19 protein-coding genes and 1 pseudogene are annotated in these 24,411 nt (G+C 59.2%); 7 read left to right on the forward strand and 13 right to left on the reverse strand.

Annotated features, from left to right (window positions below; genetic code table 11):
- The first annotated feature begins 160 nt into the window (after positions 1 to 160).
- Positions 161 to 973: a crotonase/enoyl-CoA hydratase family protein gene (locus I9H07_RS10965; RefSeq protein WP_058824561.1), complete on the forward strand. Its 813-nt coding sequence runs from the start codon at positions 161 to 163 to the stop codon at positions 971 to 973.
- A 39-nt stretch (positions 974 to 1,012) separates the two neighbouring features.
- Positions 1,013 to 1,849, forward strand: coding sequence for an NAD(+) diphosphatase (nudC, locus tag I9H07_RS10970; RefSeq protein WP_058824560.1), 837 nt, complete (start codon positions 1,013 to 1,015; stop codon positions 1,847 to 1,849).
- On the opposite strand, the gene I9H07_RS10975 is transcribed toward nudC, so the two are convergent.
- From I9H07_RS10975 to I9H07_RS11000, 6 genes are all read right to left on the reverse strand, one after another.
- Positions 1,817 to 2,596 carry a TSUP family transporter gene (locus tag I9H07_RS10975; protein WP_058824559.1) on the reverse strand — a complete coding sequence of 260 codons (780 nt, stop codon included), beginning with the start codon at positions 2,594 to 2,596 and terminating at the stop codon, positions 1,817 to 1,819. The two genes, nudC and I9H07_RS10975, sit on opposite strands and share 33 nt — an antisense overlap.
- Positions 2,597 to 2,688: 92 nt before the next feature.
- Complete coding sequence (locus I9H07_RS10980; RefSeq protein ID WP_058392195.1) at positions 2,689 to 3,840, reverse strand: Gfo/Idh/MocA family protein; 1,152 nt, start codon at positions 3,838 to 3,840, stop codon at positions 2,689 to 2,691.
- Between the two features lie 93 nt (positions 3,841 to 3,933).
- The gene (locus tag I9H07_RS10985) at positions 3,934 to 4,701 is read right to left on the reverse strand and encodes an SDR family oxidoreductase (protein ID WP_024673199.1); all 768 of its coding nucleotides are present in this window, start codon (positions 4,699 to 4,701) and stop codon (positions 3,934 to 3,936) included.
- 23 nt (positions 4,702 to 4,724) lie between these two features.
- Positions 4,725 to 5,792 carry a phosphotransferase family protein gene (locus I9H07_RS10990; protein ID WP_024673200.1) on the reverse strand — a complete coding sequence of 356 codons (1,068 nt, stop codon included), beginning with the start codon at positions 5,790 to 5,792 and terminating at the stop codon, positions 4,725 to 4,727.
- Positions 5,793 to 5,984: 192 nt separating this feature from the next.
- Positions 5,985 to 6,302, reverse strand: a complete 318-nt coding sequence (locus tag I9H07_RS10995; protein ID WP_024673201.1) for an SCP2 sterol-binding domain-containing protein — start codon at positions 6,300 to 6,302, stop codon at positions 5,985 to 5,987.
- Positions 6,303 to 6,356: 54 nt separating this feature from the next.
- Positions 6,357 to 7,067 carry a histidine phosphatase family protein gene (locus I9H07_RS11000; RefSeq protein ID WP_024673202.1) on the reverse strand — a complete coding sequence of 237 codons (711 nt, stop codon included), beginning with the start codon at positions 7,065 to 7,067 and terminating at the stop codon, positions 6,357 to 6,359.
- Between the two features lie 206 nt (positions 7,068 to 7,273).
- Here I9H07_RS11000 and sohB point away from each other — a divergent pair.
- A pseudogene (gene sohB, locus I9H07_RS11005) lies at positions 7,274 to 8,295 on the forward strand (protease SohB).
- A gap of 112 nt (positions 8,296 to 8,407) precedes the next feature.
- On the opposite strand, the gene I9H07_RS11010 reads toward sohB, so the two are convergent.
- Entirely contained in the window at positions 8,408 to 8,902 is a 495-nt protein-coding gene (locus I9H07_RS11010) for a DUF934 domain-containing protein (protein ID WP_024646949.1), read from the reverse strand.
- On the reverse strand, positions 8,886 to 10,544 hold the full coding sequence (locus tag I9H07_RS11015; RefSeq protein WP_236424564.1) for a nitrite/sulfite reductase: 1,659 nt from the start codon (positions 10,542 to 10,544) through the stop codon (positions 8,886 to 8,888). Before I9H07_RS11015 ends, I9H07_RS11010 begins: the two co-directional genes overlap by 17 nt.
- 561 nt (positions 10,545 to 11,105) lie before the next feature.
- Here I9H07_RS11015 and I9H07_RS11020 point away from each other — a divergent pair.
- Entirely contained in the window at positions 11,106 to 12,203 is a 1,098-nt protein-coding gene (locus I9H07_RS11020; protein ID WP_024673206.1) for an ABC transporter substrate-binding protein, read from the forward strand.
- Between the two features lie 53 nt (positions 12,204 to 12,256).
- Here the strand turns inward: I9H07_RS11020 and metH are convergent, their stop codons facing one another.
- Positions 12,257 to 15,976 carry a methionine synthase gene (metH, locus tag I9H07_RS11025; protein WP_236424538.1) on the reverse strand — a complete coding sequence of 1,240 codons (3,720 nt, stop codon included), beginning with the start codon at positions 15,974 to 15,976 and terminating at the stop codon, positions 12,257 to 12,259.
- Between the two features lie 337 nt (positions 15,977 to 16,313).
- Here metH and I9H07_RS11030 point away from each other — a divergent pair, with 337 nt between their 5' ends.
- Both I9H07_RS11030 and nfuA read left to right on the forward strand, forming a co-directional pair.
- Complete coding sequence (locus I9H07_RS11030; RefSeq protein ID WP_236424540.1) at positions 16,314 to 17,336, forward strand: acyltransferase family protein; 1,023 nt, start codon at positions 16,314 to 16,316, stop codon at positions 17,334 to 17,336.
- A gap of 70 nt (positions 17,337 to 17,406) precedes the next feature.
- Positions 17,407 to 18,000 carry a Fe-S biogenesis protein NfuA gene (nfuA, locus tag I9H07_RS11035; RefSeq protein ID WP_024673209.1) on the forward strand — a complete coding sequence of 198 codons (594 nt, stop codon included), beginning with the start codon at positions 17,407 to 17,409 and terminating at the stop codon, positions 17,998 to 18,000.
- A gap of 67 nt (positions 18,001 to 18,067) precedes the next feature.
- Here the strand turns inward: nfuA and I9H07_RS11040 are convergent, their stop codons facing one another.
- The 4 genes from I9H07_RS11040 to I9H07_RS11055 are packed head-to-tail and all read right to left on the reverse strand — an operon-like array spanning position 18,068 to position 23,667.
- Positions 18,068 to 20,017 (reverse strand): acetyl/propionyl/methylcrotonyl-CoA carboxylase subunit alpha, encoded by a 1,950-nt coding sequence (locus tag I9H07_RS11040; protein WP_236424542.1) that lies wholly within the window; start codon positions 20,015 to 20,017, stop codon positions 18,068 to 18,070.
- Entirely contained in the window at positions 20,014 to 20,874 is an 861-nt protein-coding gene (locus I9H07_RS11045; protein ID WP_236424566.1) for a gamma-carboxygeranoyl-CoA hydratase, read from the reverse strand. Before I9H07_RS11045 ends, I9H07_RS11040 begins: the two co-directional genes overlap by 4 nt.
- Before the next feature lie 8 nt (positions 20,875 to 20,882).
- Positions 20,883 to 22,490 (reverse strand): carboxyl transferase domain-containing protein, encoded by a 1,608-nt coding sequence (locus tag I9H07_RS11050; RefSeq protein ID WP_236424544.1) that lies wholly within the window; start codon positions 22,488 to 22,490, stop codon positions 20,883 to 20,885.
- Positions 22,491 to 22,503: 13 nt separating this feature from the next.
- Positions 22,504 to 23,667 carry an isovaleryl-CoA dehydrogenase gene (locus I9H07_RS11055; protein WP_058824549.1) on the reverse strand — a complete coding sequence of 388 codons (1,164 nt, stop codon included), beginning with the start codon at positions 23,665 to 23,667 and terminating at the stop codon, positions 22,504 to 22,506.
- A 263-nt stretch (positions 23,668 to 23,930) separates the two neighbouring features.
- Here I9H07_RS11055 and I9H07_RS11060 point away from each other — a divergent pair, with 263 nt between their 5' ends.
- Complete coding sequence (locus tag I9H07_RS11060; RefSeq protein WP_419204052.1) at positions 23,931 to 24,185, forward strand: hypothetical protein; 255 nt, start codon at positions 23,931 to 23,933, stop codon at positions 24,183 to 24,185.
- Positions 24,186 to 24,411 lie beyond the last annotated feature (226 nt).

Here is a 24,411-nt window from a genome sequence, read left to right on the forward strand (position 1 = left end):
ATGCGGGCGGTTCACACTATTTGTGGCTGGATTTGCGATTATAGCCATTCAAATGAGTGGTTCAGGGTCCGGGAAAAGTCAGTTCAGTCCGCTTACGATAGTTACAGCGGTGTTGTTATAGTTTCTCTTCCGGGCTTTGAACCTGTTTAAGGATGACGCGATGCTCAATTACCAGGCCTTCAAGGTCGAACTGACCGACAGCATTGCTCATGTGCAGATCAACAGGCCTGACAAGGTCAATGCCATGAACGCGGCATTCTGGACCGAAATCATTGAGATATTCGACTGGATAGAACGCAACGATGCCATTCGCGTCGTGGTGCTGAGCGGCGCGGGCAAGCACTTTTCGTCAGGCATCGACCTGGCACTGCTGGCCTCGGTCGCTAACCAGATGGGCGACGACGCGGGCCGTAATGCGCGCCTGCTCAGACGCAAGATCCTCGACATGCAGGCCTCGTTTACTGCCGTCGACCAGTGTCGCAAGCCGGTACTGGCTGCCATTCAGGGCTATTGTCTGGGCGGCGCAATCGATCTGATCTCGGCCTGTGACATGCGCTACGCCGCTGCCGACGCGCAATTCGCGATTCGTGAAATCGATATGGGCATGGCCGCCGACGTCGGCACCTTGCAGCGTCTGCCGCGGATTATCGGCGATGGAATGTTGCGCGAGCTGGCCTACACCGGACGTACTGTCGGCGCTGAAGAGGCGCAACGAATCGGACTGGTCAATCGCACCTTCGATGATCATGCATGTCTGTTGGACGGTGTATTTGCGCTGGCGCGGGAAATCGCAGGCAAGTCACCGATCGCCATCGAAGGCACCAAGCAGATGATCGGCTATATGCGCGATCACCGGGTCGAAGACGGGCTCGAACACGTTGCCATCTGGAACGCCGCCATGTTGCAATCGCCCGATCTCAAATTGGCGATGGTTGCGCAAATGAGCAAGCAGAAGCCGGTATTCGATAACTGAAGCAGCACAATGCTTGTGCGCAGACAAAGGAGTTTTTCCATGACGCGCCCGGTGCGTTGGACAACAGCAGTTCTGGATGTCGAGACCAAAGAGGGTCTGGCCGTGGTCCACAGCGATCAGGGCTTCCTGCTGGATAACAATGGCGTGATGTTTCCCAGAGCCTGGCTGAACGGGCTGGACCTGCCGGTACAGAGCGAGCACGGCATCGGGTATCTGGACGGCGAACCTGTGTATCTGCTGGTGCTGGAAGCGTGCGTCGCGGTCGAGGGCTGCGCCTGGCAGGGCTTGCGCCAGTTCATGATGGAAGGCGACTTCGCCGTGTTCCAGATGCTGGGGTACGCTGCTCAGGTCAGCACATGGGCCAGGGAACATCGTTTCTGTGGCGCGTGTGGCCGGCCGACAGTACAAATCCCCGGTGAGCGGGCCATGTACTGCGAGCACGACAAACTGCGCCTGTACCCGCGTATTTCTCCAAGCATGATCGTGCTGGTGACCCGGGGCGATGAAATCCTGCTGGCCCGTTCGCCGCGCTTTGTGACGGGCATGTACAGCGCGCTGGCCGGCTTCGTCGAGCCGGGTGAGTCAGCGGAAGACTGCGTACACCGTGAAGTGATGGAAGAGGTGCAGGTCAGGATCAGGAACCTGAAGTACCTGGGGAGTCAGTGCTGGCCGTTTCCGCACTCGATGATGCTGGGCTTTCATGCCGAATACGACAGCGGCGATATCGTGCCGCAGGCAGAAGAGATCGAGGACGCACGCTGGTTTCACATCAATGATCTGCCAGCATTGCCGGCCAATCGCTCAATCGCCCGCTATCTTATTGAAGCCTATCTGGCACAGCGCTCAGGCGCCGCCGAACCAGTGCTGCCAGGCTAGACGCACCGTCAGCCCCAGCACCACGGTAATGAACACCGGGCGGATGAATCTGGCGCCGCCCTTGATGGCCGTTCCGGCGCCGAAGTAGGCGCCGAGCATCACCGCCAGGCCCATGCTGAGGCCGATGATGTAATCCACCTGGCCGGAAAACATGAACACCGACAGCGCGACCGCATTGCTGACGAAGTTCATGCTGCGCGCCACGCCGCTGGCCTTGACCAGATCCACCGGGTAGAGCAGCAGCGTGCTGACCGTCCAGAAAGCGCCGGTGCCCGGTCCGGCGACGCCGTCATAGAAACCCAGCCCCAGGCCCTGCGGTAACTGCCATTTCTTTTTGATCGGCGCGTCGCTGTCCAGTGGTGCCTTGGGCGTACCGCCAAACAGCAGGTACAGCCCGCAGCCGAATACAATCACCGGCAGCATCTGGTTCAGCCATTCGGCAGGCAGATAATGGGCGATTACAGCGCCCAATGCTGCGCCGACGGCGGTGCCGATCACGGCATGCACCCACTGGCGCGGATGAAACAGCTTGCGCCGGTAGAACGTGAAGCTGGCCGTGGCCGAGCCGAAGGTTGAACTGAGCTTGTTGGTTCCCAGCACCAGATGCGGTGGCAGCCCGGCCGTCATGAGTGCCGGCGTCGTGAGCAACCCGCCGCCGCCTGCAATGGCGTCGATGAAGCCCGCTAAAAATGCCACAACGGCGAGGATGGCGAGGGTGGTCAGGTCGACGCTGAGTTCAAAAGGCATGACGAGAGGGGCTTATAAAGAGAGAGCGGCAAGGGGCGAAGAGGCTGCCCGAACGTCACGCATTCTACCCCCTCGCCAGCCCTCGCAGGAAGTCAGATATCTTCCAGCGCGACCCAGCGTTGCTCGGCCGCCGCAAGGCGTATGGCCGTCGCCAGGCGCTCGATCTGCCAGGCCTCTTCGAAGTCGGGACCGCGGCTGCTGTGCCCGCATACCGCCTGAATCAGCGCCTGTACTTCAAGTGCTTTGAGCTCGTTGTAGCCCAGTTGATGGCCGGGGGCAGGGCAGAAGGCGGCGTAACCGGGCTGGGCCGGGCCTGCCAGCAGACGCTGAAAACCATCGCGACCCGATGCGCCTGCCCGATACACGCGCAGTTCGTTCAAGCGCTCCTGATCGAATGCCAGCGTGCCCAGGGTGCCGCTGATTTCAAAGCTCAAGTGGTTCTTGTAACCGTGCTTGAGCCAGCTGCTGCTGAAGGTCCCGCGCGCGCCGTTGCTGAAACGCAGCAGTGCATGGGTCTGGTCGTCGACTGCAATAGGGCGCATTTCGTGGCTGCCCGGACTGGCAGGACGCTGCAGGTGTACGGTGCTGCAATCGGCGCAGACTGCTTCGACATCGCCCACCAGATAACGCGCCATGCCCAGCAAGTGGCTGCCCAGATCAGCCAGTGCGCCGCCTGCGTGCGCGGCATCGCAGCGCCATGACCAGGGAGAGGCCGGGTTGGCCATGAAGTCTTCGCTGAACTCACCCTGAAAACTGACGATATCGCCCAGTTCGCCTGCCTCGATCATGTCTTTGGCCAGACCAATCATCGGGTTGTGCTGATAGTTGTAACCGACTTTGGTCACCACTCCGGCCGTTTTGGCACTGCAGCGCATCTCATCGGCCTCAGCCAGACTCACCGCCAGCGGCTTTTCACAGTAAACCGCCTTGCCCGCAGCGATGGCGGCCATGGCCATGGGGAAATGCAAATGGTTGGGCGTGGTGATTGCGACGATCTGCACGCGGGGATCGTGGATCAGTTGCTGCCAGTCAGCATGACTGCGATCGAAGCCCCATGTCTGCGCGCAGTGTTCGGCTCGCGCGCTGTCGGCATCGGCCAGGGCAGCGAGACGAATGCGGGCTGGCAGTTCAAGGGCCGCGTTGGCATTGCCGAACGCCAGCGCATGGGCTCGGCCCATGAAGCCGGTGCCGATGAGGCCGATGCCCAGTTCCGGTAAAGCAACAGCAGAATGGTTTTCCCGCATGACAGTCTCCAGAAAGGATTTTTGTTATGCGGAAAATATATTCCATTTTAATTATTAATGGAAAATTAATTCATTATCTTGAGGAGGTATTGATCAGGACAGAAATCCGCCATCGACGTTCAATGCCACGCCTGTGGTGTAGCTGGACGCCTCACTCGCGAGATACAGCACCGCCCCGGCCATTTCACTGGGGGCCGCGACGCGTTTCAGGGGGATCTGCGAAAGAGCGAGATTGAGGATCGCGTCGTTCTTGACCAGCGCCGAGGCGAATCGGGTGTCGGTCAGGCCAGGCAACAAGGCGTTGCAGCGAATACCGAATTCCGCACACTCCTTGGCAAACACTTTGGTCATATTGACCACCGCCGCTTTGGTCATCGAGTAGACACCCTGATAGGCACCCGGCGACACCGCATTGATAGACGCGACGTTGATAATGCTGCCGCCGCCGTTTTCGCGCATCAGCTTGCCCGCTTCGACAGACATGAAAAAATAGCCACGGATGTTCACGTCCACGGTCTTCTGGAAGGCACTGAGGTCAGTGTCCAGCACGTTGCAGAATTGCGGGTTGGTGGCGGCGTTGTTGACCAGAATGTCCAGTCGGCCGAACTGCTGGCGAACCTGCGCAAACACGCTGGTTATCTGCTCCATTTCGCCGATGTGGCAGGCCATTGCTGTGGCCTGGCCGCCTTCGGCAGTGATTGCGTCAGCGACCGCCTGGCAGCCGTCGAGCTTGCGGCTTGAAACAATAACGTGCGCGCCTTGTTGGGCAAGCAGCCTGGCAATGGCCTCGCCGATGCCACGGCTGGCACCCGAAACGAAGGCGATTTTGCCGTCAAGGTCGAAAAGCTGGGTTCTGGACATGTCAGTTCCTGGTCTTGGCGCCATCAAAGGCTGGATTTGGCAATCACCGCCAGGCTCATTTGCTCAAGCAGCCTGTTCATCTGAATGAACTGGGCAAAGCGTTTGTCCTGAGTCTGGCCGTGAAAGAAACGGTAATAGATCTGTTGCACGATACCGGCCAGACGAAACAGGCCGTAGGTGTAGTAAAAGTCGAAGTTGTCGATGCGAATGCCCGCGCGTTCGGCGTAGTAATCGACGAACGCCTGCCGGGTCAGCATGCCGGGCGCATTGCTGGGCTGACGGCGCATCAACTGCACAGGCGCAGGATCGTCCGCCTGAATCCAGTAGGCGAGGGTATTGCCAAGATCCATCAGTGGATCACCCAGGGTGGTCAGTTCCCAGTCCAGTACGCCGATGATGCGCATCGGGTTCTCCGGGTCGAGGATCACGTTGTCGAAGCGATAGTCGTTGTGCACGATGCTTGTGGTGGGCGAGTCGGCAGGCATTTTCGCTGCCAGCCAGGCCTTGACCTGCTCCCAGGCCGGAGCGTCCGGGGTCATGGCCTTTTCGTAGCGTTCGCACCAGCCGCCAATCTGTCGCTGCACGTAGCCCTGCGGTTTCCCCAGATCACCCAGCCCGCACGCCTGATAGTCGACCTGGTGCAGGTCTACCAGTTTGTCGATGAAGCTTTTGCACAAGTCCTCGGTCTGCTGCGCGCTCAGGCCCAGTTGCGGCGGCAGGTCGGAGCGCAGAATGACACCCTTGACGCGCTGCATGACGTAGAACTCCGAGCCGATTACCGACGGGTCGGTGCAGTGCAGATACGCCTGCGGGCAGTAAGGGAAGGCGTCCTTGAGCTGGTTGAGGATTCGATACTCGCGGCCCATGTCGTGCGCTGACCTGGCCTTGTGCCCGAAGGGCGGACGGCGCAGCACCAGCTCTCTTTCAGGGTACTGGATCAGGTAGGTCAGGTTCGACGCGCCGCCAGGAAACTGGCTGATGGTCGGGGTACCGACGAGCGCCGGGATGTGCGCTTTCAAATAAGGATCAATGAGGGCAACGTCCAGCTCTTCGCCAGGACGAATCTCGGTGGACTGATCGGTCAGTGCCATGTCTATCCCTTGCGCTTATTATGGTCCGATAGAATCATTGACTAATCTAATGACTCCCCCGCCTGTCAGCAACTGCGTAACAGCCTTATAGGTCAGCGTGTTGCCGGGCAATCAGTGGCCTTGATCCCTGTTCAGCCAGGCCAAAAAAAACCGAAGCGGTCAGCTTCGGTTCTGGTGCAACGTACCGGGCGGTTATACCGGAAACAGCTCGCTGAGCTTCATGGCCAGCATCATGTCGCCTTCGGCGCGCAATTTGCCACCCATGAACGCCTGCATGCCGTCGGTCTCGCCGCTGACGATGCCCTTCAGGGTTGCGCTGTCCATGACCAGTGTCACGTTGGCGTCAGGGTTTTCACCTTCCTGCAGTTCGCAGGTGCTGTCCTTGACGATCAGCGCATAGTGTTTGTCTTCGTCGGTGATGTTGAAGCCGAAGACCAGGTCCAGACCGGCAGCAGCCGCTGGGTTGAACTTGGCTTGCATGGTCTTCACGGCGGCGTCTACTGAGGTCATGTCTTGATCCTTTTAGGGTAAGTTCCGCGTCCGCAGGGGCGCGATGTACGGAGATTAGCGGTAAGTAATGAGTTCTGGAGTCTTCAGCAATTGCAGGTGCGTATAGCTGTTGAAGTAAGCCAGGCTGACCTGGTTGCCTTTGAATTTGAGTTGATGCAGCGACGTGTTGACGATATGCCAGTGAAGCTCGAACGCCTGCTGGACGGGCATGCCGGTAATCAGATGCAGCAGCGCGGTGATAGTGCCGCCGGAAGTGAACACGGCGATGCGCTCATGATTGCCTGCGGTCTCCAGAATTCTGTGCAGACCTGCCTGCACGCCAGCCAGGAAAGCTGCCCAGCTTTGCAGCTCGGGGCTATCGTACTGGCCGCTTAGCCAGCGGCGGGTGATCAGGGTGAACAAGCGCTGAAACCCGGCGCTATCTTCTGCTGCGTTGCGCAGGATGTTCAGGGCCTCGGGTTCTTCGGCCAGCATGGCCGGGATCAGCGCACGAATTACGCCTTCGGCATCGAATTCGTCGAAGGCACTGTCCGTCTCGATGACCGGTATATCGTGTCCGGCCTCGGCGTACTGCGCCAGTGCGTGCCGGGCAGTGTCCTGCTGACGAAGCAGCTTACCCGACAGGCAGCGGTCGAACGTCAGACCCAGATCGACAAGGTGTGTACCCAGCACCTGCGCCTGGCGAATGCCCACCGGAGACAGGACGTCGTAATCGTCTGCACCAAATGAGGCCTGGCCATGTCGTATCAGGTAGATGCTGCCCACGTCCGTCGTCGTCTCGGTACGTTGAAGGTCTGGCGAGGTTAGGAGGGATACCGGGGAGCTGTCAATGAAAAAACATACGCTCGTTTGAAATCATCGTTTTAATGGTTTGTTACGGGTCGGCTGCTGGTGAACCGTACAGGGCGCCGGTATGCTGCATTCATCGCTGCTCTTGATGGGTAAGGGCATAACGCAAGTGAGGAACAATCGTGGATTTTGTTGTCGATTACGCAAGTTTTCTGGCCAAGACCGTGACGCTGGTGATTGCCATCGTTGTGGTGCTGGTTGCCATTGCGTCCCTGCGCGGCAAGGGCCGTCGCAAATCAGCCGGCCAGTTGCAGGTCACGCGCCTTAATGACTTCTACAAAGGCCTGCGTGATCGTCTTGAGCAATCGCTGCTGGACAAAGACCGCCTCAAAGCGCTGCGCAAGGAACAGGGCAAGGCGCTGAAGAAGGAGAAAAAGCTGGCCGAGCCGAAGTCCCGCGTCTACGTGCTGGATTTCGACGGTGACATCAAGGCGTCTGCCACTGAAAGCATGCGCCACGAGATCACCGCGCTGCTGACGCTCGCCACTGACAAGGACGAAGTGGTTCTGCGTCTGGAAAGCGGCGGCGGCATGGTCCACAGCTACGGCCTGGCGTCTTCGCAACTGGCGCGTATACGTCAGGCGGGCATTCCGCTGACCGTGTGCATCGACAAGGTGGCTGCCAGCGGCGGTTACATGATGGCCTGCATCGGCACCAAGATCATCAGCGCTCCTTTCGCGATTCTCGGCTCGATCGGCGTCGTGGCGCAGTTGCCGAACGTAATCGCCTGTTGAAAAAGCACGATATTGATTTCGAAGTGCTGACGGCGGGTGAGTACAAGCGCACGCTGACCGTGTTTGGCGAAAACACCGAAAAGGGCCGTGAGAAATTCCAGCAGGATCTGGACATCACCCACGACCTGTTCAAGAACTTCGTTGCCAGCTACCGCCCGCAACTCTCCATCGATGAAGTGGCGACTGGCGAAGTGTGGTTGGGCATGGCGGCGATCGACAAACTGCTGGTCGACGAGTTGAAGACCAGTGACGAGTACCTGGCCGAGCGCGCCAAAGAAGCGGACGTGTTCCACTTGCACTATGTTCAGCGCAAAAGCCTGCAGGAACGCATGGGGATGGCCGCTGCCACTTCAGTGGATCAGATGGCTGCTAAATGGTGGGGACGTTTGACTCAGCAGCGTTTTTGGTAAGCGCCGCATAACGGTAAGGCCGCCGCGTCTCTCGTGCCAATGCGATGAGCCCTGTTCTCAGGGCTTATCGGGGCTTGCGCATGTCGCTGAGTGACGCGGATAAAGGCGCCTTTCAGCGCCTGCGGAACAACGGCAGTGGCTCATCGGCAGCAGCCTGATACGTCACCGAAAAATCCTTCAAGCCTTCCAGCGCTTCATACGGATCTTTGTCCGCACGCACTGCAAAGGCATCAAAACCGCAGCGGCGCATGTAGAACAGCTGGTCGCGCAGCACATCGCCGATCGCCCGCAATTCGCCCTTGTAACCATAACGGTCACGCAACAGACGGGCGTTGGAGAAACTGCGGCCGTCGGTGAAGGCCGGGAAGTTCAAGGCAATGACCTGAAACTGATCGACATCGGCACCGATTTCTTCGGCTTCTTCATCACTGTCCAGCCACACACCCAGACCGCCGTCGCGTGCCTTGAGGGCGTGCGCATGCTCGCGCCACAGCGCCAGCGGAACAATCAGGTCATCGCAGTTGGACAGGCTTTCAAAGGTCGTCTCCTTGGGCAGCAAGTGCCAGGTTTCGTCGATGACCTCGTTGTTCTTAATGATTCGCTGCATAGACGCGCTCCTTGAAAGGGTCAATGCCAATACGCTGATAAGTGTCGATGAAGCGCTCGTCTTCGTTACGTTTCTCGACATAGACGTCGATCAGCTTCTCGATCACGTCCGGCATCACATCCTGGGCGAACGACGGGCCGAGGATCTTGCCCAGGCTTGCATCACGGCTGGCACTGCCGCCGAGAGAAACCTGGTAGAACTCTTCGCCTTTCTTGTCCACGCCCAGAATGCCGATATGGCCGACGTGATGGTGACCGCAGGCGTTCATGCAGCCGGAAATATTCAGGTCCAGCTCACCGATATCGAACAGGTAATCCAGATCGTCGAAGCGGCGCTGGATGGATTCGGCAATCGGTATCGACTTGGCGTTGGCCAGCGAGCAGAAATCACCGCCCGGGCAGCAGATAATATCGGTCAAAAGGCCGATGTTCGGGGTCGCAAAACCGTTTTCGCGCAGCTCGTTCCATAGCGTGAACAGCTGGGCCTGCTCGACATCAGCGAGGATGACGTTCTGCTCGTGGGAGGTGCGCAACTGGCCGAAGCTGTAACGGTCGGCCAGATCGGCGACGGCATCCAGCTGCTTGTCGGTCAGGTCGCCAGGGGCAACGCCGGTCGGCTTGAGCGACAGGGTTACCGCTATGTAGCCCGGCTTCTTGTGGGCCAGCACATTGCGTTGACGCCAGCGTGCGAAGCCTGGGTGTTGAGCGTCCAGCGCCGCCAGTTCAGCGTGCTGATCGCTGAGGGCTTTGTATTCGGGGTCGACAAAATGCCGCGAAACGCGCTGCACTTCCGCTTCGGTCAGCGTGGTCTGGCCGCCACGCAAGTGGACCATTTCGGCGTCGACTTTCTCCGCGAACACTTCAGGAGTCAGCGCCTTGACCAGAATCTTGATCCGCGCCTTGTACTTGTTGTCGCGACGACCGTAGCGGTTGTAGACGCGCAGAATGGCGTCCAGGTAGCTCAGCAGGTCTTGCCACGGCAGGAATTCATTGATGAACGCGCCGACTACCGGAGTACGGCCCAGGCCGCCACCGACGAGTACGCGGAAACCCAGCTCGCCGGCTTCGTTGTGCACCGGCTCAAGACCGATGTCATGGACTTCGATCGCTGCGCGGTCGCGGGTCGAACCGTTGATTGCAATCTTGAACTTGCGCGGCAGGTAGGCGAATTCCGGGTGGAATGTGGTCCATTGACGAACGATCTCGCACCACGGGCGCGGGTCGATCAGCTCATCGGCTGCAACGCCGGCAAACTGGTCGGTGGTCACGTTGCGCAGGCAGTTGCCACTGGTCTGGATGGCGTGCATCTGCACGGTCGCCAGTTCGGCGAGGATATCCGGTACATCTTCAAGCGCCGGCCAGTTGAACTGGACGTTCTGACGGGTGCTGATGTGTGCATAGCCCTTGTCGTAGTCGCGGGCAATTTTCGCCATCATGCGCGCCTGACGCGAGGTCAGCTGGCCGTAGGGTACGGCGACGCGCAGCATCGGCGCGAAACGCTGAATATACAGCCCGTTTTGCAGGCGCAACGGTCGAAACTCTTCCTCGCTCAGTTCCCCGGTCAGATAGCGTCGGGTCTGATCCCGGAACTGCTTGACGCGGTCCTCGATGATCCTCTGATCGTAATCGTCGTATACGTACATATAGGTCCTGTTCTCAGGCTTCGTCATGAAGCAGGTCAGTGGCGTGAAGTCCGGGCAGCAATGGCTGTCGTTCGCTGTCTGCCTGCTTCATCTGGTCAATTCTGCGCGCACGGCCGCGCACTCCCCGGGGAGCGGAGGCGACGATAGCAGTTTGCAGATATCGATAAAAGTGATGTTTATATATATGCAAATCACTAAAAGCGATAAGCAATTCGGCGTCTGTTCATATCCCTGCTTGCCGTGTGGTCAAGACTCGACTTTACTGAGGATGCCCACCTTGCGAACGGGTGGGCAGACCTATCCTTTCATGTGCAATCACCCATAAAACTGACAAGAGGCGATGCGATGAGCAAGCACCCTAAACTGACCAAGCCAGGTAAGTCCGTTGATGCCTGGGCCATTCTTTTTATCGTCATTCTGGCCATTGCTGCCGCACTGTTCTGGGCCAGCAGCCGGTAGCGTTGCGGATAAAGATTTGTCCGGAGCCTCCAGAACCTTGTAGTTGCGGCCGATAGCTCGCTTGTAAAGCGTTCAATCGCGGTTGTCTCAAGGTTCAAGTGTATGAAGGTGTGCGTCCGATGGCTGATCGTGTTCGGCTGGTTGTGGTCAGCTGCGTCAAGTGCGGCGTCGGTGGTGTTCATAAGCCCCGGCGCTGAAACAGACGGCTATTGGCTGAGCTATTCGAGAGTCATGCAGACGGCTGCCAGCACCACGGGCATGTCGCTCAAAATACTCTACACCGATCGTGATACACGAACCTTGATCCGTATGGCGCGGGAAACGCTGTCAGGCGACGAGCGACCGGACTACCTGCTGTTTTCCAATGAGCTGAATGTAGCTCCGGAGATTCTGCGCCTGTCTATAGGCAGCGGGGTAAAGCTGTTTGCGGTCAATAACACGCTGACGGCAGACCAGGCGCGTATTCTCGGCGACCTGCGAGCTCGCTATCCGGATTTCATCGGCAGCCTGGTCGGCAACGACGAGGAGGGCGGTTACATGACCGCCAAGCGGCTTATCAGCCTCGCGCCTCACGTTGCAGAGGGCCAGACGGTTGAAATGCTGGCTTTCTCGGGTACCAATACCACCGCGGTTTCGCTGTTGCGTGAGAAGGGCATGTTGCGCGCTGTCGCAGAACATCCCGAGGTGCATCTGCGGCAAATCGTGCTGGGCGGATGGCGGCGTGACAGGGCGCTGGAGCAAGCTCGCGTATTGTTCAAGCGTTACCCGGATATTCGTCTGGTGTGGTCGGCCAATGAGCTGATGGCATTCGGCGCCATGGACGCCTTGCGAGAGCGTGGCGGCATGCCGGGCAGGGAGGTGATGTTCAGTGCCATCAACGGCACTGCCCTGTCATTGCAGGCGCAATTGAATGGCAGCCTTAGTGTGGTCGCCACCGGCCACTTCACCCTGGGAGGCTGGGCGATCATTCTGCTGCATCGCTACGACGCTGCCCAGCCGACCGCGCGCCAGCCGTTGGGCGATCGAACCCTTGATGTCGTGCATCTGGTCGAACCGCAGGACACGCAGCGCTTTCTGGAGGCGACTCGTAACGAGCGCTATCAGCTGGATACCCGAGCGTTCGACCTGAAGGTGCCAGGTGAACTGTCGCCGTTCTCGCTTAAAAGCATGCTCCCGGCTACCGCCGCACACAGCAGATAAGCAATCGCTTCAGGCTGCAGCCGAACCTGCGCCGGCTGCGCTGTTGAAGGTTATTACTCGTCGTAGCCCAGATTGGGCGCCAGCCAGCGTTCGATGATGCTCAGGTCCTGACCCTTGCGGGCTGCGTAGCTTTCAACCTGATCCTTGTCGACCTTGCCCACTGCAAAATACTGCGCCTGCGGATGGGCGAAGTACCAGCCGCTGACCGCCGCCGCAGGGAACATGGCGTAGCTCTCGGTAAGGAATACGCCACTTTTGCCCGGCGTATGCTCCGGAGTACCTTCAGGCAGTGGATCGAGCAGGGCGAACAGGGTGGCCTTTTCAGTGTGGTCGGGACATGCCGGATAGCCGGGAGCAGGGCGGATGCCCATGTATTGCTCTTTGATCAGCGCTTCGTTGTCCAGCGCTTCCTCTTTGGCGTAGCCCCAGTATTCCTTGCGCACCTGCTGGTGCAGCCATTCGGCGCAGGCTTCGGCAAGACGGTCTGCGAGCGCTTTGACCATGATCGAGTTGTAGTCGTCGCCGTTGTCCTGATAGGCCTTGGCAACTTCTTCGGCTCCAATGCCGGCAGTGGTGATGAAGCCGCCAATATAGTCGGTCAGGCCGCTTTCTTTAGGCGCGACGAAGTCGGCTAGCGAGAAATTCGGCTTGCCGTCAGGCTTGATGGTCTGCTGGCGCAAATGATGGAGTTTCGCCAGCGGTTTGCCGTTGTCACCATAGACTTCCAGATCATCATCGTTGACCTGATTGGCTGGCCAGAAACCGAACACTGCGCGGGCGCTGATCAGCTTCTCGTCGATCAGTTTGCGCAGCATCTGTTGAGCGTCCTCGAACAGCGCGGTGGCAGCCTCGCCGACCACTTCGTCGGTCAGGATGCGCGGGTACTTGCCGGCCAGGTCCCAGGAGATGAAGAACGGTGTCCAGTCGATGTACTCGGCCAGCACGTTCAGGTCGATGTCTTGCAGGATGCGTGTCCCGGTGAACGTCGGCCGTGCCGGGGTATGGTTTTCCCAGTCGAACTGCGGCTTCTTCGCCACCGCTGCGCCGTAACTCAGGCGTTCGGTGCGCGCGCTGCGGGCCGAGGTGCGCTCACGCACTTCAATGTATTCCAGGCGGGTCTTTTCAATGAACGCCGGTTTCAGCTCTTTCGACAGCAACTGAGTCGCGACGCCTACAGCGCGTGATGCGTCGGTCACGTAGATCACCGCGTCGTTGCTGTATTTGGGTTCGATCTTGACCGCAGTGTGTGCCTTGGAGGTGGTCGCGCCACCGATCATCAACGGCAAGTGGAAATCCTGGCGTTGCATTTCCCGGGCAACATGCACCATCTCGTCCAGCGACGGGGTGATCAGCCCGGACAGACCGATGATGTCGCACTTCTCGTCGCGAGCGACCTGCAGGATTTTCTCGGCAGGCACCATCACGCCCAGATCGACAATGTCGTAGCCATTACAGCCCAGCACCACGCCGACAATGTTCTTGCCGATGTCGTGCACGTCACCCTTGACCGTCGCCATCAGGATCTTGCCCTTGGCTTCAGGCTTGTCGCCTTTTTCCAGCTCGATGAACGGGATCAGGTGCGCTACCGCTTGTTTCATGACGCGTGCGGACTTGACCACCTGCGGCAGGAACATCTTGCCCGCGCCGAACAGATCGCCGACCACGTTCATGCCAGACATCAGCGGGCCTTCGATCACTTCGATAGGCCGGTTGAACCCCAGGCGCGACTCTTCGGTGTCCTGAACGATGTGCGTGGTAATGCCCTTGACCAGTGCGTGTTCCAGCCGCTGGTTGACCGGCCAGCTGCGCCACTCCTCGGTCTCGGCTTCCTTCACGCTGCCGTCGCCCTTGTACTTGTCGGCAATGGCCAGCAGTGCGTCGGTGCCGTCTGCGGTACGGTTGAGTACCACATCTTCGACGCAATCACGCAGTTCGGCCGGGATCTGGTCGTAAATTTCCAGCTGCCCGGCGTTGACGATGCCCATGCTCAGGCCGTTGCGGATCGCGTGCAGCAGGAAGACCGAGTGGATGGCCTCGCGCACCGGATTGTTGCCGCGGAACGAGAACGAGACGTTGGACACCCCGCCCGAGGTCAGGGCGTAGGGCAGTTCATCACGGATGTAGGCACAGGCGTTGATGAAGTCCACGGCATAGTTGTTGTGTTCTTCGATGCCGGTGGCGATGGCGAAGATGTTCGGGTCGAAAATGATGTCTTCCGGCGGGAAGCCCACTTCGTTGACCAGAATGTCGTAGGAACGCTTGCAGATTTCCTTCTTGCGCGCCTCGGTATCGGCCTGACCCTGCTCATCGAAGGCCATGACCACCACCGCTGCGCCATAACGCTTGCACAGGCGGGCATGATGGATGAACTGCTCGACGCCTTCCTTCATGCTGATCGAGTTGACGATACCCTTGCCCTGGATGCACTTCAGGCCGGCCTCGATCACTTCCCATTTGGAGGAGTCGATCATGATCGGCACGCGGGAAATATCCGGCTCGCCTGCGATCAGGTTGAGGAAGGTCACCATGGCCTTCTTCGAGTCGAGCATCCCTTCGTCCATGTTGATGTCGATCACCTGGGCACCGGCTTCGACCTGTTGCAGGGCGACTTCCAGGGCCTCGGTGTAGTTGTCTTCACGGATCAGGCGGGCAAAGCGTGCGGAGCCGGTGATGTTGGTACGTTCGCCGACGTTGATGAACAGCGACTGGCGATCGATGGTAAACGGTTCGAGGCCGGACAGACGACAGGCTTTGGGGATGTCAGGAATTTCACGCGGTGTATAGCCGGAGACAGCTTCGGCAATCGCCTTGATGTGCGCAGGCGTGGTGCCGCAGCAGCCGCCGACGATGTTCAGAAAGCCGCTTTGCGCGAATTCTTCGATGATCTTCGCGGTCTGGCTCGGCAGTTCGTCGTATTCGCCGAAGGCGTTCGGCAGGCCGGCGTTGGGGTGCGCAGACACATGCGTGTTGGCCTTGTTGGCCAGTTCTTGCAGATACGGGCGCAGTTCGCTTGCACCCAGGGCGCAGTTCAGGCCGACCGATATCGGTTTGGCGTGGCTGATCGAGTTCCAGAAGGCTTCAGTGGTTTGCCCGGACAGCGTGCGCCCCGAGGCATCAGTGATGGTGCCGGAGATCATGATCGGCAGCTCGAAACCCAGCTCTTCGAATACGCCCTGCACGGCGAAAATCGCCGCCTTGGCGTTGAGTGTGTCGAAAATGGTTTCGATCAGGATCAGGTCGGCGCCGCCTTCGACCAGGCCCTTGGTCGCTTCGGTGTAATTCTCTACCAGCTCATCGAAGGTGACGTTGCGATAGCCGGGGTTGTTAACGTCCGGTGACAGCGAGCAGGTGCGGCTGGTGGGGCCCAGCACACCGGCAACAAAGCGCGGTTTGTCCGGGGTTTCGAGGGTCTTGGCGTCTGCCACCTTACGCGCTAGACGTGCGCCCTCGACGTTCAGTTCGTAGACGATCGATTCCATGCCGTAATCGGCCTGGGACACCTGAGTGGCGTTGAAGGTGTTGGTTTCGAGAATGTCGGCGCCCGCATCAAGGTAGGCCTTTTCAATCGCGCCAATCACATCGGGACGGCTCAGGATCAGCAGGTCATTGTTGCCTTTGACGTCGCTTGGCCAGTCAGCGAAACGCTTGCCGCGATAATCCTGCTCTTCAAGGCGGTAGCTCTGGATCATCGTGCCCATGCCGCCGTCGAGGATCAGAATCCGCTGTTTGAGAGCGTTGAGGAAGGCTTGCTGGCGGGCGCTGCGGTCAGACATGGGGGCTACCTTGAGAAGGTCGATGCTTTAAAGGACGCGATGATAGCAAACCGGAACGCTTTTGGTGCTGATGTGCCTTTTGCATGAAATTCATTCATGTTGCGAGACCGGGTCTTCTACGACGCTGCGCTGTTTCCGGCAAGCACTGTAGTTCACCGTGCTTAAAGGTACACAGGGCTGCAAGCCTTACGGAACATGGCCCGCGGCCATCGTCGTTTCCTGAACGAGAAGGGTTTTTGCGATCTTTTTTCTAAAAGCGCGGTCGGAAATGGGGCGCGCCATGCACCACGCGGTTTTCAGGTGCAGGGTTGATGGTCAGGCAGTAGAGGATTCAGTGATGTTGATTTCGGTTCAGGCCTTACGGGCATTCGCTGCGTGGGTTGTAGTGTGTCACCACTTCATGCAGATTTTTTTTGACTTCAAGGCCAGTGGTCCCATCGGCCAGTTCTTTGTCTCCAAGGGCGCAGTCGGCGTCGATATTTTCTTCGTCATCAGCGGCCTGGTGATTTTTCTGTCTACGCAAAACAAAGAAATGCCCGCGCGGCGCTTCATCCTTCACCGCCTGATCAGAATTGTCCCGGCCTATTGGCTGTACACCGCCGCCATGGGGCTGTTGCTGCTGATCGCAGCGCCGATGCTGCCGCACCAGGTCATCGGCTGGCAGAACTTTCTCCTGTCGCTGATCTTCATTCCTTCGGAAAACCCGGGCGGCTATGGGCTGTACCCGACGCTCAACGTCGGCTGGACGCTCAATTACGAAATGTTCTTCTATCTATTGTTTTCGATGGTATTTCTGTTCGAGCAACGCCATCGACCCCTGATCATTGCGGCGGCACTGTTCGCCGTCAGTGAAGTGCTGGCGAAGGCTGGTCTGATCAGCCGCTTCTACGGCAATGACATTGTTTATGAGTTCCTGCTGGGTATCGGCATTGGCATCCTCTATCGCCGGGGCTTGATACGAAATGCTCTGTGGTTGCCGCTGGCGGGTATCGCCGTGGGGCTGTATGCGATCAACAACTTGACCAATGAGCAGCGGTTGCTCAACTGGGGCCTGCCCAGCGCGCTGATCGTGCTGTCGTGCATTTCCCTTGAACCGTACTTCAGAGGCAGCCGCCTGCTCAAAGTACTGGGGGACTGCTCCTATTCGGTGTACCTGCTGCATGTGCTGGTGCTGTACGGGGGCTTGCTGATGGCGCAGCGCTTTGGCCTTAGTCCTTATGTGGTATTCGCGTTCTGCGTACCGATCATCGCCATCGGCGCATGGGTCAGCTACGAGTGGATCGAGAAGGGCCTTTATCAGCGAATAAAGGGTTGGCTGGACGGACGGCGGCAGGTCACCCACGCGCAGGCGTTATCCTGACAAAAATACTAGGACTTTGTGCGCAGCGGTCGATTGGCGTAAACTGCACGCACGTCTGCGAGGAATTTTCATGACCGCTATCACTATTACCGATGCCGCCCACGATTATCTGGCCGATCTGCTGGAAAAGCAGAATACCCCAGGCATCGGCATCCGCGTGTTTATCACCCAGCCCGGCACTCAGTACGCCGAAACCTGCATTGCCTACTGCAAGCCGGGCGAAGAAAAACCTGATGACAAGGCCATCGGCCTGAAAAGCTTCACGGCCTGGATCGACGGCTTCAGTGAGGCTTTCCTGGATGATGCCGTCGTCGACTACGCCACCGACCGCATGGGCGGCCAGTTGACCATCAAGGCTCCGAACGCCAAGGTTCCGATGGTCAATGCCGACAGTCCGATCAACGAGCGGATCAATTATTACCTGCAAACCGAGATCAACCCCGGCCTTGCCAGCCACGGTGGTCAGGTCACCCTGATCGACGTGGTTGAAGAAGAAGCGAAGAATATCGCCGTTCTGCAATTCGGCGGCGGTTGCCAGGGTTGTGGCCAGGCCGACGTCACCCTGAGGGAAGGTATTGAGCGCACGTTGCTTGAGCGCATTCCCGAGCTGTCGGGCGTTCGCGATGTCACCGACCACACACAGAAAGAAAACGCTTACTACTGAGGCGTTTCTGCTACATAAATAAAACGCTCTGGCCTGGCCAGGGCGTTTTTGTTTGCAGCGAGGGTACTCAAGCCATCTCCACCAGCACCGCGCCTTCATTGACCATCTCGCCCTCGCGGCAGTACAAACCAGTGATCACCCCGGCGCTGGCTGCGCGAATGCTGTGCTCCATCTTCATCGCCTCCAGCACGACCAGTTGTGCGCCTGCGTCGACGGTCTGTCCTGCCTCGACCAGCACGCGCACGATGCTGCCATTCATGGGCGCAATCAGGCTGCCTTGCTGATCGTGACCAGGCTCGGCCTCGGCAATCGGGTCGGCTTGAACAATGGTGTGCAGATCGCCCTGCCATTTGAGATAAAGCGTAGCGCCGCGTCTGATAGCCAGATGCTGATGGCGCACCCCGTCGCGATCAATGCGCAGCTGCTCCCCATCCAGCCTGAACAATGATGCGCTGCTGCTGTGCAAGCGGACGGCTCGGGTATGACCATTGCAAACTAATTGAAGATCGGTCTCTGCTGGCATTCCTGCACGGAAGCCGTTCATGGCCGACCAGGGTGAGTGCGGGTCGGCTGGATTGATGCGCGCCGGTTCGCTTTGGCTGAACGCTTCGCCAGCCGCCTGCCAGAAGGCCTCGCTGAGTTCGATGGTGTCGGGCAGCAGTTGCGATTGGTGGCGCGGGATGAAGCCGGTATCCAGCTCGGCGGCGGCAAATGCCGGATGGGCAATGATGCGCCGCAAGAACGCCAGGTTGGTCCTGACGCCGCCCACGGCGAATTCGTCGAGCATGCCCAGCAGGCGCAGACGCGCCTCTTCACGGGTCTCGCCCCAGGCGATCAGCTTGCCGAGCATCGGGTCGTAAAAGGGCGAAACGCTGTCACCCTCGGCCACGCCGCTGTCCACACGCCTGCCAACGCCATGGGCGGGCTCGCGATACAGATTCAGTGTCCCGGTCGCGGGCAGGAAGTCGTTGGCCGGGTCTTCGGCGTAGAGCCGGACTTCGATGGCATGACCGATCAGCGGAACCTGCTCCTGAGTGATCGGCAGGGGTTCACCGCGCGCCACGCGGATCTGCCACTCGACCAGATCCAGCCCTGTGATGTATTCGGTCACCGGGTGTTCGACCTGCAGGCGGGTATTCATCTCCATGAAGAAGAACTCGCCGCGTGCGTCGAGCAGGAACTCCACAGTACCTGCGCCCACGTAGCCAATCGCCTGGGCGGCCTTGACTGCCGCTTCGCCCATGGCCCGGCGCAGTTCAGTCGTCAGGCCCGGTGCAGGCGCTTCTTCGACCACTTTCTGGTGGCGGCGCTGAATGGAGCAGTCGCGCTCGTTGAGGTACAGGCAATGACCGTGCTGATCGGCAAACACCTGAATCTCGACATGACGCGGTGACAACACGTATTTTTCCACCAGCATTCGTGCATCGCCGAACGACGACTGCGCCTCACGCTGAGCGGAGGCCAGCGCTTCGGTCAGTTCGCTGGCCTGTTCCACCACTTTCATGCCTTTGCCACCGCCGCCAGCGGTCGCTTTCAGCAATACCGGATAGCCAATGCGTTCGGCAGCCGCAGCGAATGTTTCGATATCCTGCGCCGCGCCGTGATAGCCCGGCACCAACGGCACGCCAGCTTTTTCCATCAATGATTTTGCTGCGGATTTGCTGCCCATGGCATCGATGGCCGAGGCGGGCGGGCCGAGAAAAATCAGCCCTGCGTCTTTAATGGCCCGCGCGAAATCAGCATTTTCCGACAGAAAACCGTAACCGGGATGGATCGCCTGCGCGCCGCTAGACCGTGCGGCGTCGATCAGCTTGTCGATCATCAGGTAGCTGTCAGTCGCCTTGCTTCCACCCAGATCCACGCAGACATCGGCTTCACGGCTGTGACGTGCCTCCCGATCAATGGCGCTGTGCACGGCCACCGTGGTCAGGCCCATTCTTTTTGCGCTGCGCATGATGCGACAGGCTATTTCGCCTCGATTGGCGATCAGTAGCGTGTTCAGCTCGGGCAAGCTCATGATTGCGAATCCTTGTGTGTTTCGGTCAGGGCAGGGCGTTCGCCAGGATGCTCATCCGGCGTGCTCTGCCAGCCGGGCGCGCGCTTTTGCAGAAAGGCGCGCAGGCCTTCCTGACCTTCGGCGCTGGTGCGGATGCGGGCAATGGCGCTTTCGCAGTAACGACGCAACGCAGGCGTCAACTCGCCGCTGCCCACCTCGCGCAGCAATTCTTTGCTGACGCGCATGGCCTGCGGGCTGTTGAGCAGCAGGTTCTCGATCCATTCAAGCGTTCGCGCTTCCAGCTCGGTGCCCGCATAGCACTCGGCAATCAGGCCGATCTGCTGTGCGCGCCGGCCGTCGAAGCGTTCCGCGGTCAGTGCATAACGCCGTGCTGCGCGTTCGCCTATGGCTTGAACCACAAACGGGCTGATAACCGCCGGAGCGAGGCCGATGCGTACTTCTGAAAGGCAGAACTGCGCGTCCTCGGCAGCGATAGCCATGTCGCAGCAACTGATCAGGCCCAGCGCACCGCCAAAGGCTGCGCCCTGAACCACGGCCAGCGTGGGCAGCTTCAATCTGGCGAGGGTGTACATCAGCTCCGCCAGCTCCCGTGCATCGTCCAGATTGGTGTTGTAATCCATATCGGCGGCCTGCTGCATCCAGGCCAGATCAGCGCCCGCACTGAAGTGTCGGCCGCGGCCACGGAGCAGCAGAAAACGCAGGCTGGAATTGGCTTGTACCTGGTCCAGCGCGATGATCAGTTCGCGAATCATCTGCGCATTGAATGCGTTGTTCTTGTCCGCACGGTTCAGCCACAGGGTGGCGAAACCTCGCGGGTCTTCGAGCAGTTCTATGGTGGCGAATGAGGTCATGGTGATTTCCCCGCTTACATGCGGAACAGGCCAAAGGTCGTGGGTTCGATGGGCGCATTGAGCGAAGCGGAGAGGGCCAGCGCCAGTATCTCGCGGGTCTGCGCCGGGTCGATGACGCCGTCGTCCCACAGGCGGGCGCTGGAGTAATACGGATGGCCCTGATGTTCATACTGATCGAGGATCGGCTGTTTCAGCTCGGCCTGTTGTTGCGGGCTGAAGGCCTGCCCTGCGCGTTCAGCCTGTTCGCACTTGACCTGCACCAGCACGCCGGCCGCCTGCTCGCCACCCATCACGCCGATTCTCGCGTTGGGCCACATCCACAGAAAACGCGGGTCGTAAGCGCGGCCGCACATGCCGTAGTTGCCAGCCCCGAAACTGCCACCGATGATCACCGTGAATTTCGGCACCCTGGCGCAGGCTACGGCGGTGACCAGCTTGGCGCCATGCTTGGCGATGCCACCCGCTTCGTACTTCTGACCGACCATGAAACCAGTGATGTTCTGCAGAAACAGCAGCGGAATCCCGCGCTGGCAGGCCAGTTCGATGAAATGCGCGCCTTTCTGGGCGGCTTCGGCGAAGAGGATGCCGTTATTGGCCAGAATGGCGATCGGGTAACCGTGCAGATGCGCAAAACCGCAGACCAGCGTGGTGCCGAACAGCGCCTTGAACTCATCAAGGACCGAGCCGTCCACCAGTCGGGCGATGATTTCCCGTACATCAAACGGCTGTTTGGTGTCGGTCGGAATAATGCCGTACAGCTCGTCACTGGCGTAGAGCGGGGCAACGGGGGTGATGACGTTCAACTGACCCTGCTTGCGCCAGTTGAGGTTGGCGATACTGCGCCGTGCCAGCGCCAGTGCGTGTTCGTCGCTCTCAGCGTAATGATCGGCAACCCCGGACGTGCGGCAATGCACGTCGGCACCGCCCAGGTCCTCGGCGCTCACTACTTCGCCGGTGGCGGCTTTGACCAGTGGCGGCCCGGCCAGAAAGATTGTGGCTTGCTGGCGTACCATGATCGCTTCGTCGGCCATCGCCGGTACATAGGCCCCGCCTGCTGTGCAGGAGCCCATGACCACGGCGATCTGGGCAATGCCCTGGGCACTCATGTTGGCCTGATTGAAGAAGATTCGCCCGAAGTGCTCGCGATCCGGAAACACCTCGTCCTGACGTGGCAGGTTGGCACCGCCGGAGTCCACCAGATAGATGCATGGCAGGCGATTCTGCTGGGCGATGGTCTGCGCCCGCAGGTGTTTTTTGACCGTCAGCGGGTAATAGGAGCCGCCTTTCACCGTGGCATCGTTGGCGATAATCATGCATTCGACGCCTTCGACGCGGCCGATGCCGGCAATGACACCGGCCGCCGGGACGTCTTCGCCATACACGTCGTGCGCGGCCAACTGGCCGATTTCCAGAAACGGCGAGCCCGTGTCCAGCAAGCGATTGATGCGTTCGCGCGGCAGCAACTTGCCACGCGAGGTATGGCGTTCCTGGGCTTTTGGCCCACCGCCTTGGCGGACAGTGTTCAGCAGGCTGCGCAAGTTTTCGACCTGTTGCAGCAACGCGGCATGGTTGAGCGAAAACTCTGCGGAACGCGGGTTGATGCGGGTGTGCAGGATGGCCATGAGGACTCCGGAATCAACGGGTTTCGTTGAACAGTTCGCGACCAATGAGCATGCGGCGTATTTCGCTGGTGCCTGCGCCGATCTCGTAGAGCTTGGCGTCGCGTAACAGTCGACCGGCCGGAAACTCGTTGATGTAGCCATTGCCGCCGAGAATCTGAATGGCATCCAGCGCCATCTGGGTGGCCCGCTCGGCGCTGTACAGGATCACGCCTGCCGCATCCTTGCGCGTGGTTTCGCCACGATCACAGGCCTGGGCGACGGCATACAGATAGGCCCGGCTGGCGTTGAGCTGGGTGTACATGTCGGCAACCTTGCCCTGAATCAGCTGAAACTCGCCGATGCTCTGGCCGAACTGCTTGCGGTCATGAATGTAGGGGACGACCACGTCCATGCAGGCCTGCATGATGCCGGTCGGCCCGCCCGAGAGCACCACGCGCTCGTAATCCAGGCCGCTCATTAGCACCCGGACGCCGCCGTCGAGCACGCCCAGCAGGTTTTCTTCCGGCACCTCGACATCGTCGAAGAACAGTTCGCAGGTGTTGGAGCCGCGCATGCCCAGCTTGTCGAACTTGCTGCCGCGAGAAAATCCTTTCCAGTCGCGTTCGACGATGAACGCGCTGATGCCATGCGCTGCTTTCTCCAGGTCGGTCTTGGCGTAGATCACATACGTGTTGGCGTCCGGCCCGTTGGTGATCCAGGTTTTGCTGCCGTTGAGGATATAGCGGTCGCCACGCTTGTCGGCCCGCAGCTTCATCGACACCACGTCCGAGCCCGCATTGGGTTCGCTCATGGCCAGTGCGCCAACGTGTTCGCCGCTGATCAGCCTTGGCAGGTAACGGGCTTTCTGCTCGGGGTTGCCGTTACGGTTGATCTGGTTGACGCACAGGTTCGAGTGCGCGCCGTAGGACAACGCTACCGACGCCGAGCCACGACTGATCTCTTCCATGGCCACCACATGCGCCAGATACCCGAGACCCGCGCCGCCGTACTCTTCACTAACAGTGATGCCCAGCACGCCCATTTCACCGAATTTGCGCCACATGTCGGCCGGGAACAGGTTGTCCTTGTCGATCTGTGCGGCGCGAGGGGTGAGCTCTGCAGCGACGAACGATTGCAACTGATCGCGGAGCATGTCGATGGTTTCGCCCAAGGCGAAGTTCAGGCTGGGGTAACTCATGGGCAGCGTTCCTGTTTTATTCTTGGATGTCGTTCTGAACGATTGGCTATGACCTTTACGTTAACGTAAACCTGAGAGTGTGCACTGTCAACGTTCTGTTTAACACCTGTAGGAGCGTCAGGAGGTTGCGGTGCTGACCGGCGAGCTTCGGGCAAGAAGGGGATACGTGACGCGGAGCGTTGGTACGAGCGTCATCCGTGCAAGGAAGGCCGGTGAAATCCAGGAAAGCACGAAGGGGAGCCTGGGCTCCCCTTCAAGTTCTATTGCTATGCTCTTTTTTGTTTGTCGGGAGGCCTGTTGTTGTTTTTGGCGACCTGTCCCTTCACATCTTTTTTGAGCGATCCACATACGGGATCAAGAGCAAACGTATTTTTTTGAGCGCTGATGCCACTTTCATCGTATCGATCCAACCAGTACGGGGGCTGCCTCGGGGCAGTTTTATTGTTCTCTGTCTGGCTGCGAACGGCCTGCAGGGCAAGTCGTTCAGAAAAGCTATCCACTCCAAAAAAATCTGTTAGCTGCGTCTCTGTCCGTGTTGTTCTTGTTATGTCAGAGTCGATACGTATTGTTTTTATTGGGTTGCTGCGTGCTTTTATTCTTGTTGTACAAAGGATATAGCAGGACCCGTGCCAGTTTTTTCAAAGCCCCTGAAACCGGGCATTTGCGGTTTTTTTCGGGCATCGGGTCGTCTGATTCTGTTGTCGGTTGTTTCCGTGTTACCCGTTTGTCTCGACAGGACGCAGT

Source organism: Pseudomonas syringae (assembly GCF_023278085.1).
Classification (GTDB): domain Bacteria; phylum Pseudomonadota; class Gammaproteobacteria; order Pseudomonadales; family Pseudomonadaceae; genus Aquipseudomonas; species Aquipseudomonas syringae_Q.

Bases quoted from the DNA above. Each gene is read 5' to 3' on its own strand.
- I9H07_RS11010 (WP_024646949.1), bottom strand. From the start codon at position 8,902: ATGCAGCGAATCATTAAGAACAACGAGGTCATCGACGAAACCTGGCAC.
- I9H07_RS10975 (WP_058824559.1), bottom strand. From the start codon at position 2,596: ATGCCTTTTGAACTCAGCGTCGACCTGACCACCCTCGCCATCCTCGCC.
- I9H07_RS10965 (WP_058824561.1), top strand. From the start codon at position 161: ATGCTCAATTACCAGGCCTTCAAGGTCGAACTGACCGACAGCATTGCT.
- I9H07_RS11030 (WP_236424540.1), top strand. From the start codon at position 16,314: ATGTTGATTTCGGTTCAGGCCTTACGGGCATTCGCTGCGTGGGTTGTA.
- I9H07_RS10995 (WP_024673201.1), bottom strand. From the start codon at position 6,302: ATGACCTCAGTAGACGCCGCCGTGAAGACCATGCAAGCCAAGTTCAAC.
- I9H07_RS11015 (WP_236424564.1), bottom strand. From the start codon at position 10,544: ATGTACGTATACGACGATTACGATCAGAGGATCATCGAGGACCGCGTC.
- metH (WP_236424538.1), bottom strand. From the start codon at position 15,976: ATGTCTGACCGCAGCGCCCGCCAGCAAGCCTTCCTCAACGCTCTCAAA.
- I9H07_RS10980 (WP_058392195.1), bottom strand. From the start codon at position 3,840: ATGCGGGAAAACCATTCTGCTGTTGCTTTACCGGAACTGGGCATCGGC.
- I9H07_RS11055 (WP_058824549.1), bottom strand. From the start codon at position 23,667: ATGAGTTACCCCAGCCTGAACTTCGCCTTGGGCGAAACCATCGACATG.
- I9H07_RS11040 (WP_236424542.1), bottom strand. From the start codon at position 20,017: ATGAGCTTGCCCGAGCTGAACACGCTACTGATCGCCAATCGAGGCGAA.
- I9H07_RS10985 (WP_024673199.1), bottom strand. From the start codon at position 4,701: ATGTCCAGAACCCAGCTTTTCGACCTTGACGGCAAAATCGCCTTCGTT.
- I9H07_RS10990 (WP_024673200.1), bottom strand. From the start codon at position 5,792: ATGGCACTGACCGATCAGTCCACCGAGATTCGTCCTGGCGAAGAGCTG.
- nfuA (WP_024673209.1), top strand. From the start codon at position 17,407: ATGACCGCTATCACTATTACCGATGCCGCCCACGATTATCTGGCCGAT.
- nudC (WP_058824560.1), top strand. From the start codon at position 1,013: ATGACGCGCCCGGTGCGTTGGACAACAGCAGTTCTGGATGTCGAGACC.
- I9H07_RS11050 (WP_236424544.1), bottom strand. From the start codon at position 22,490: ATGGCCATCCTGCACACCCGCATCAACCCGCGTTCCGCAGAGTTTTCG.
- I9H07_RS11020 (WP_024673206.1), top strand. From the start codon at position 11,106: ATGAAGGTGTGCGTCCGATGGCTGATCGTGTTCGGCTGGTTGTGGTCA.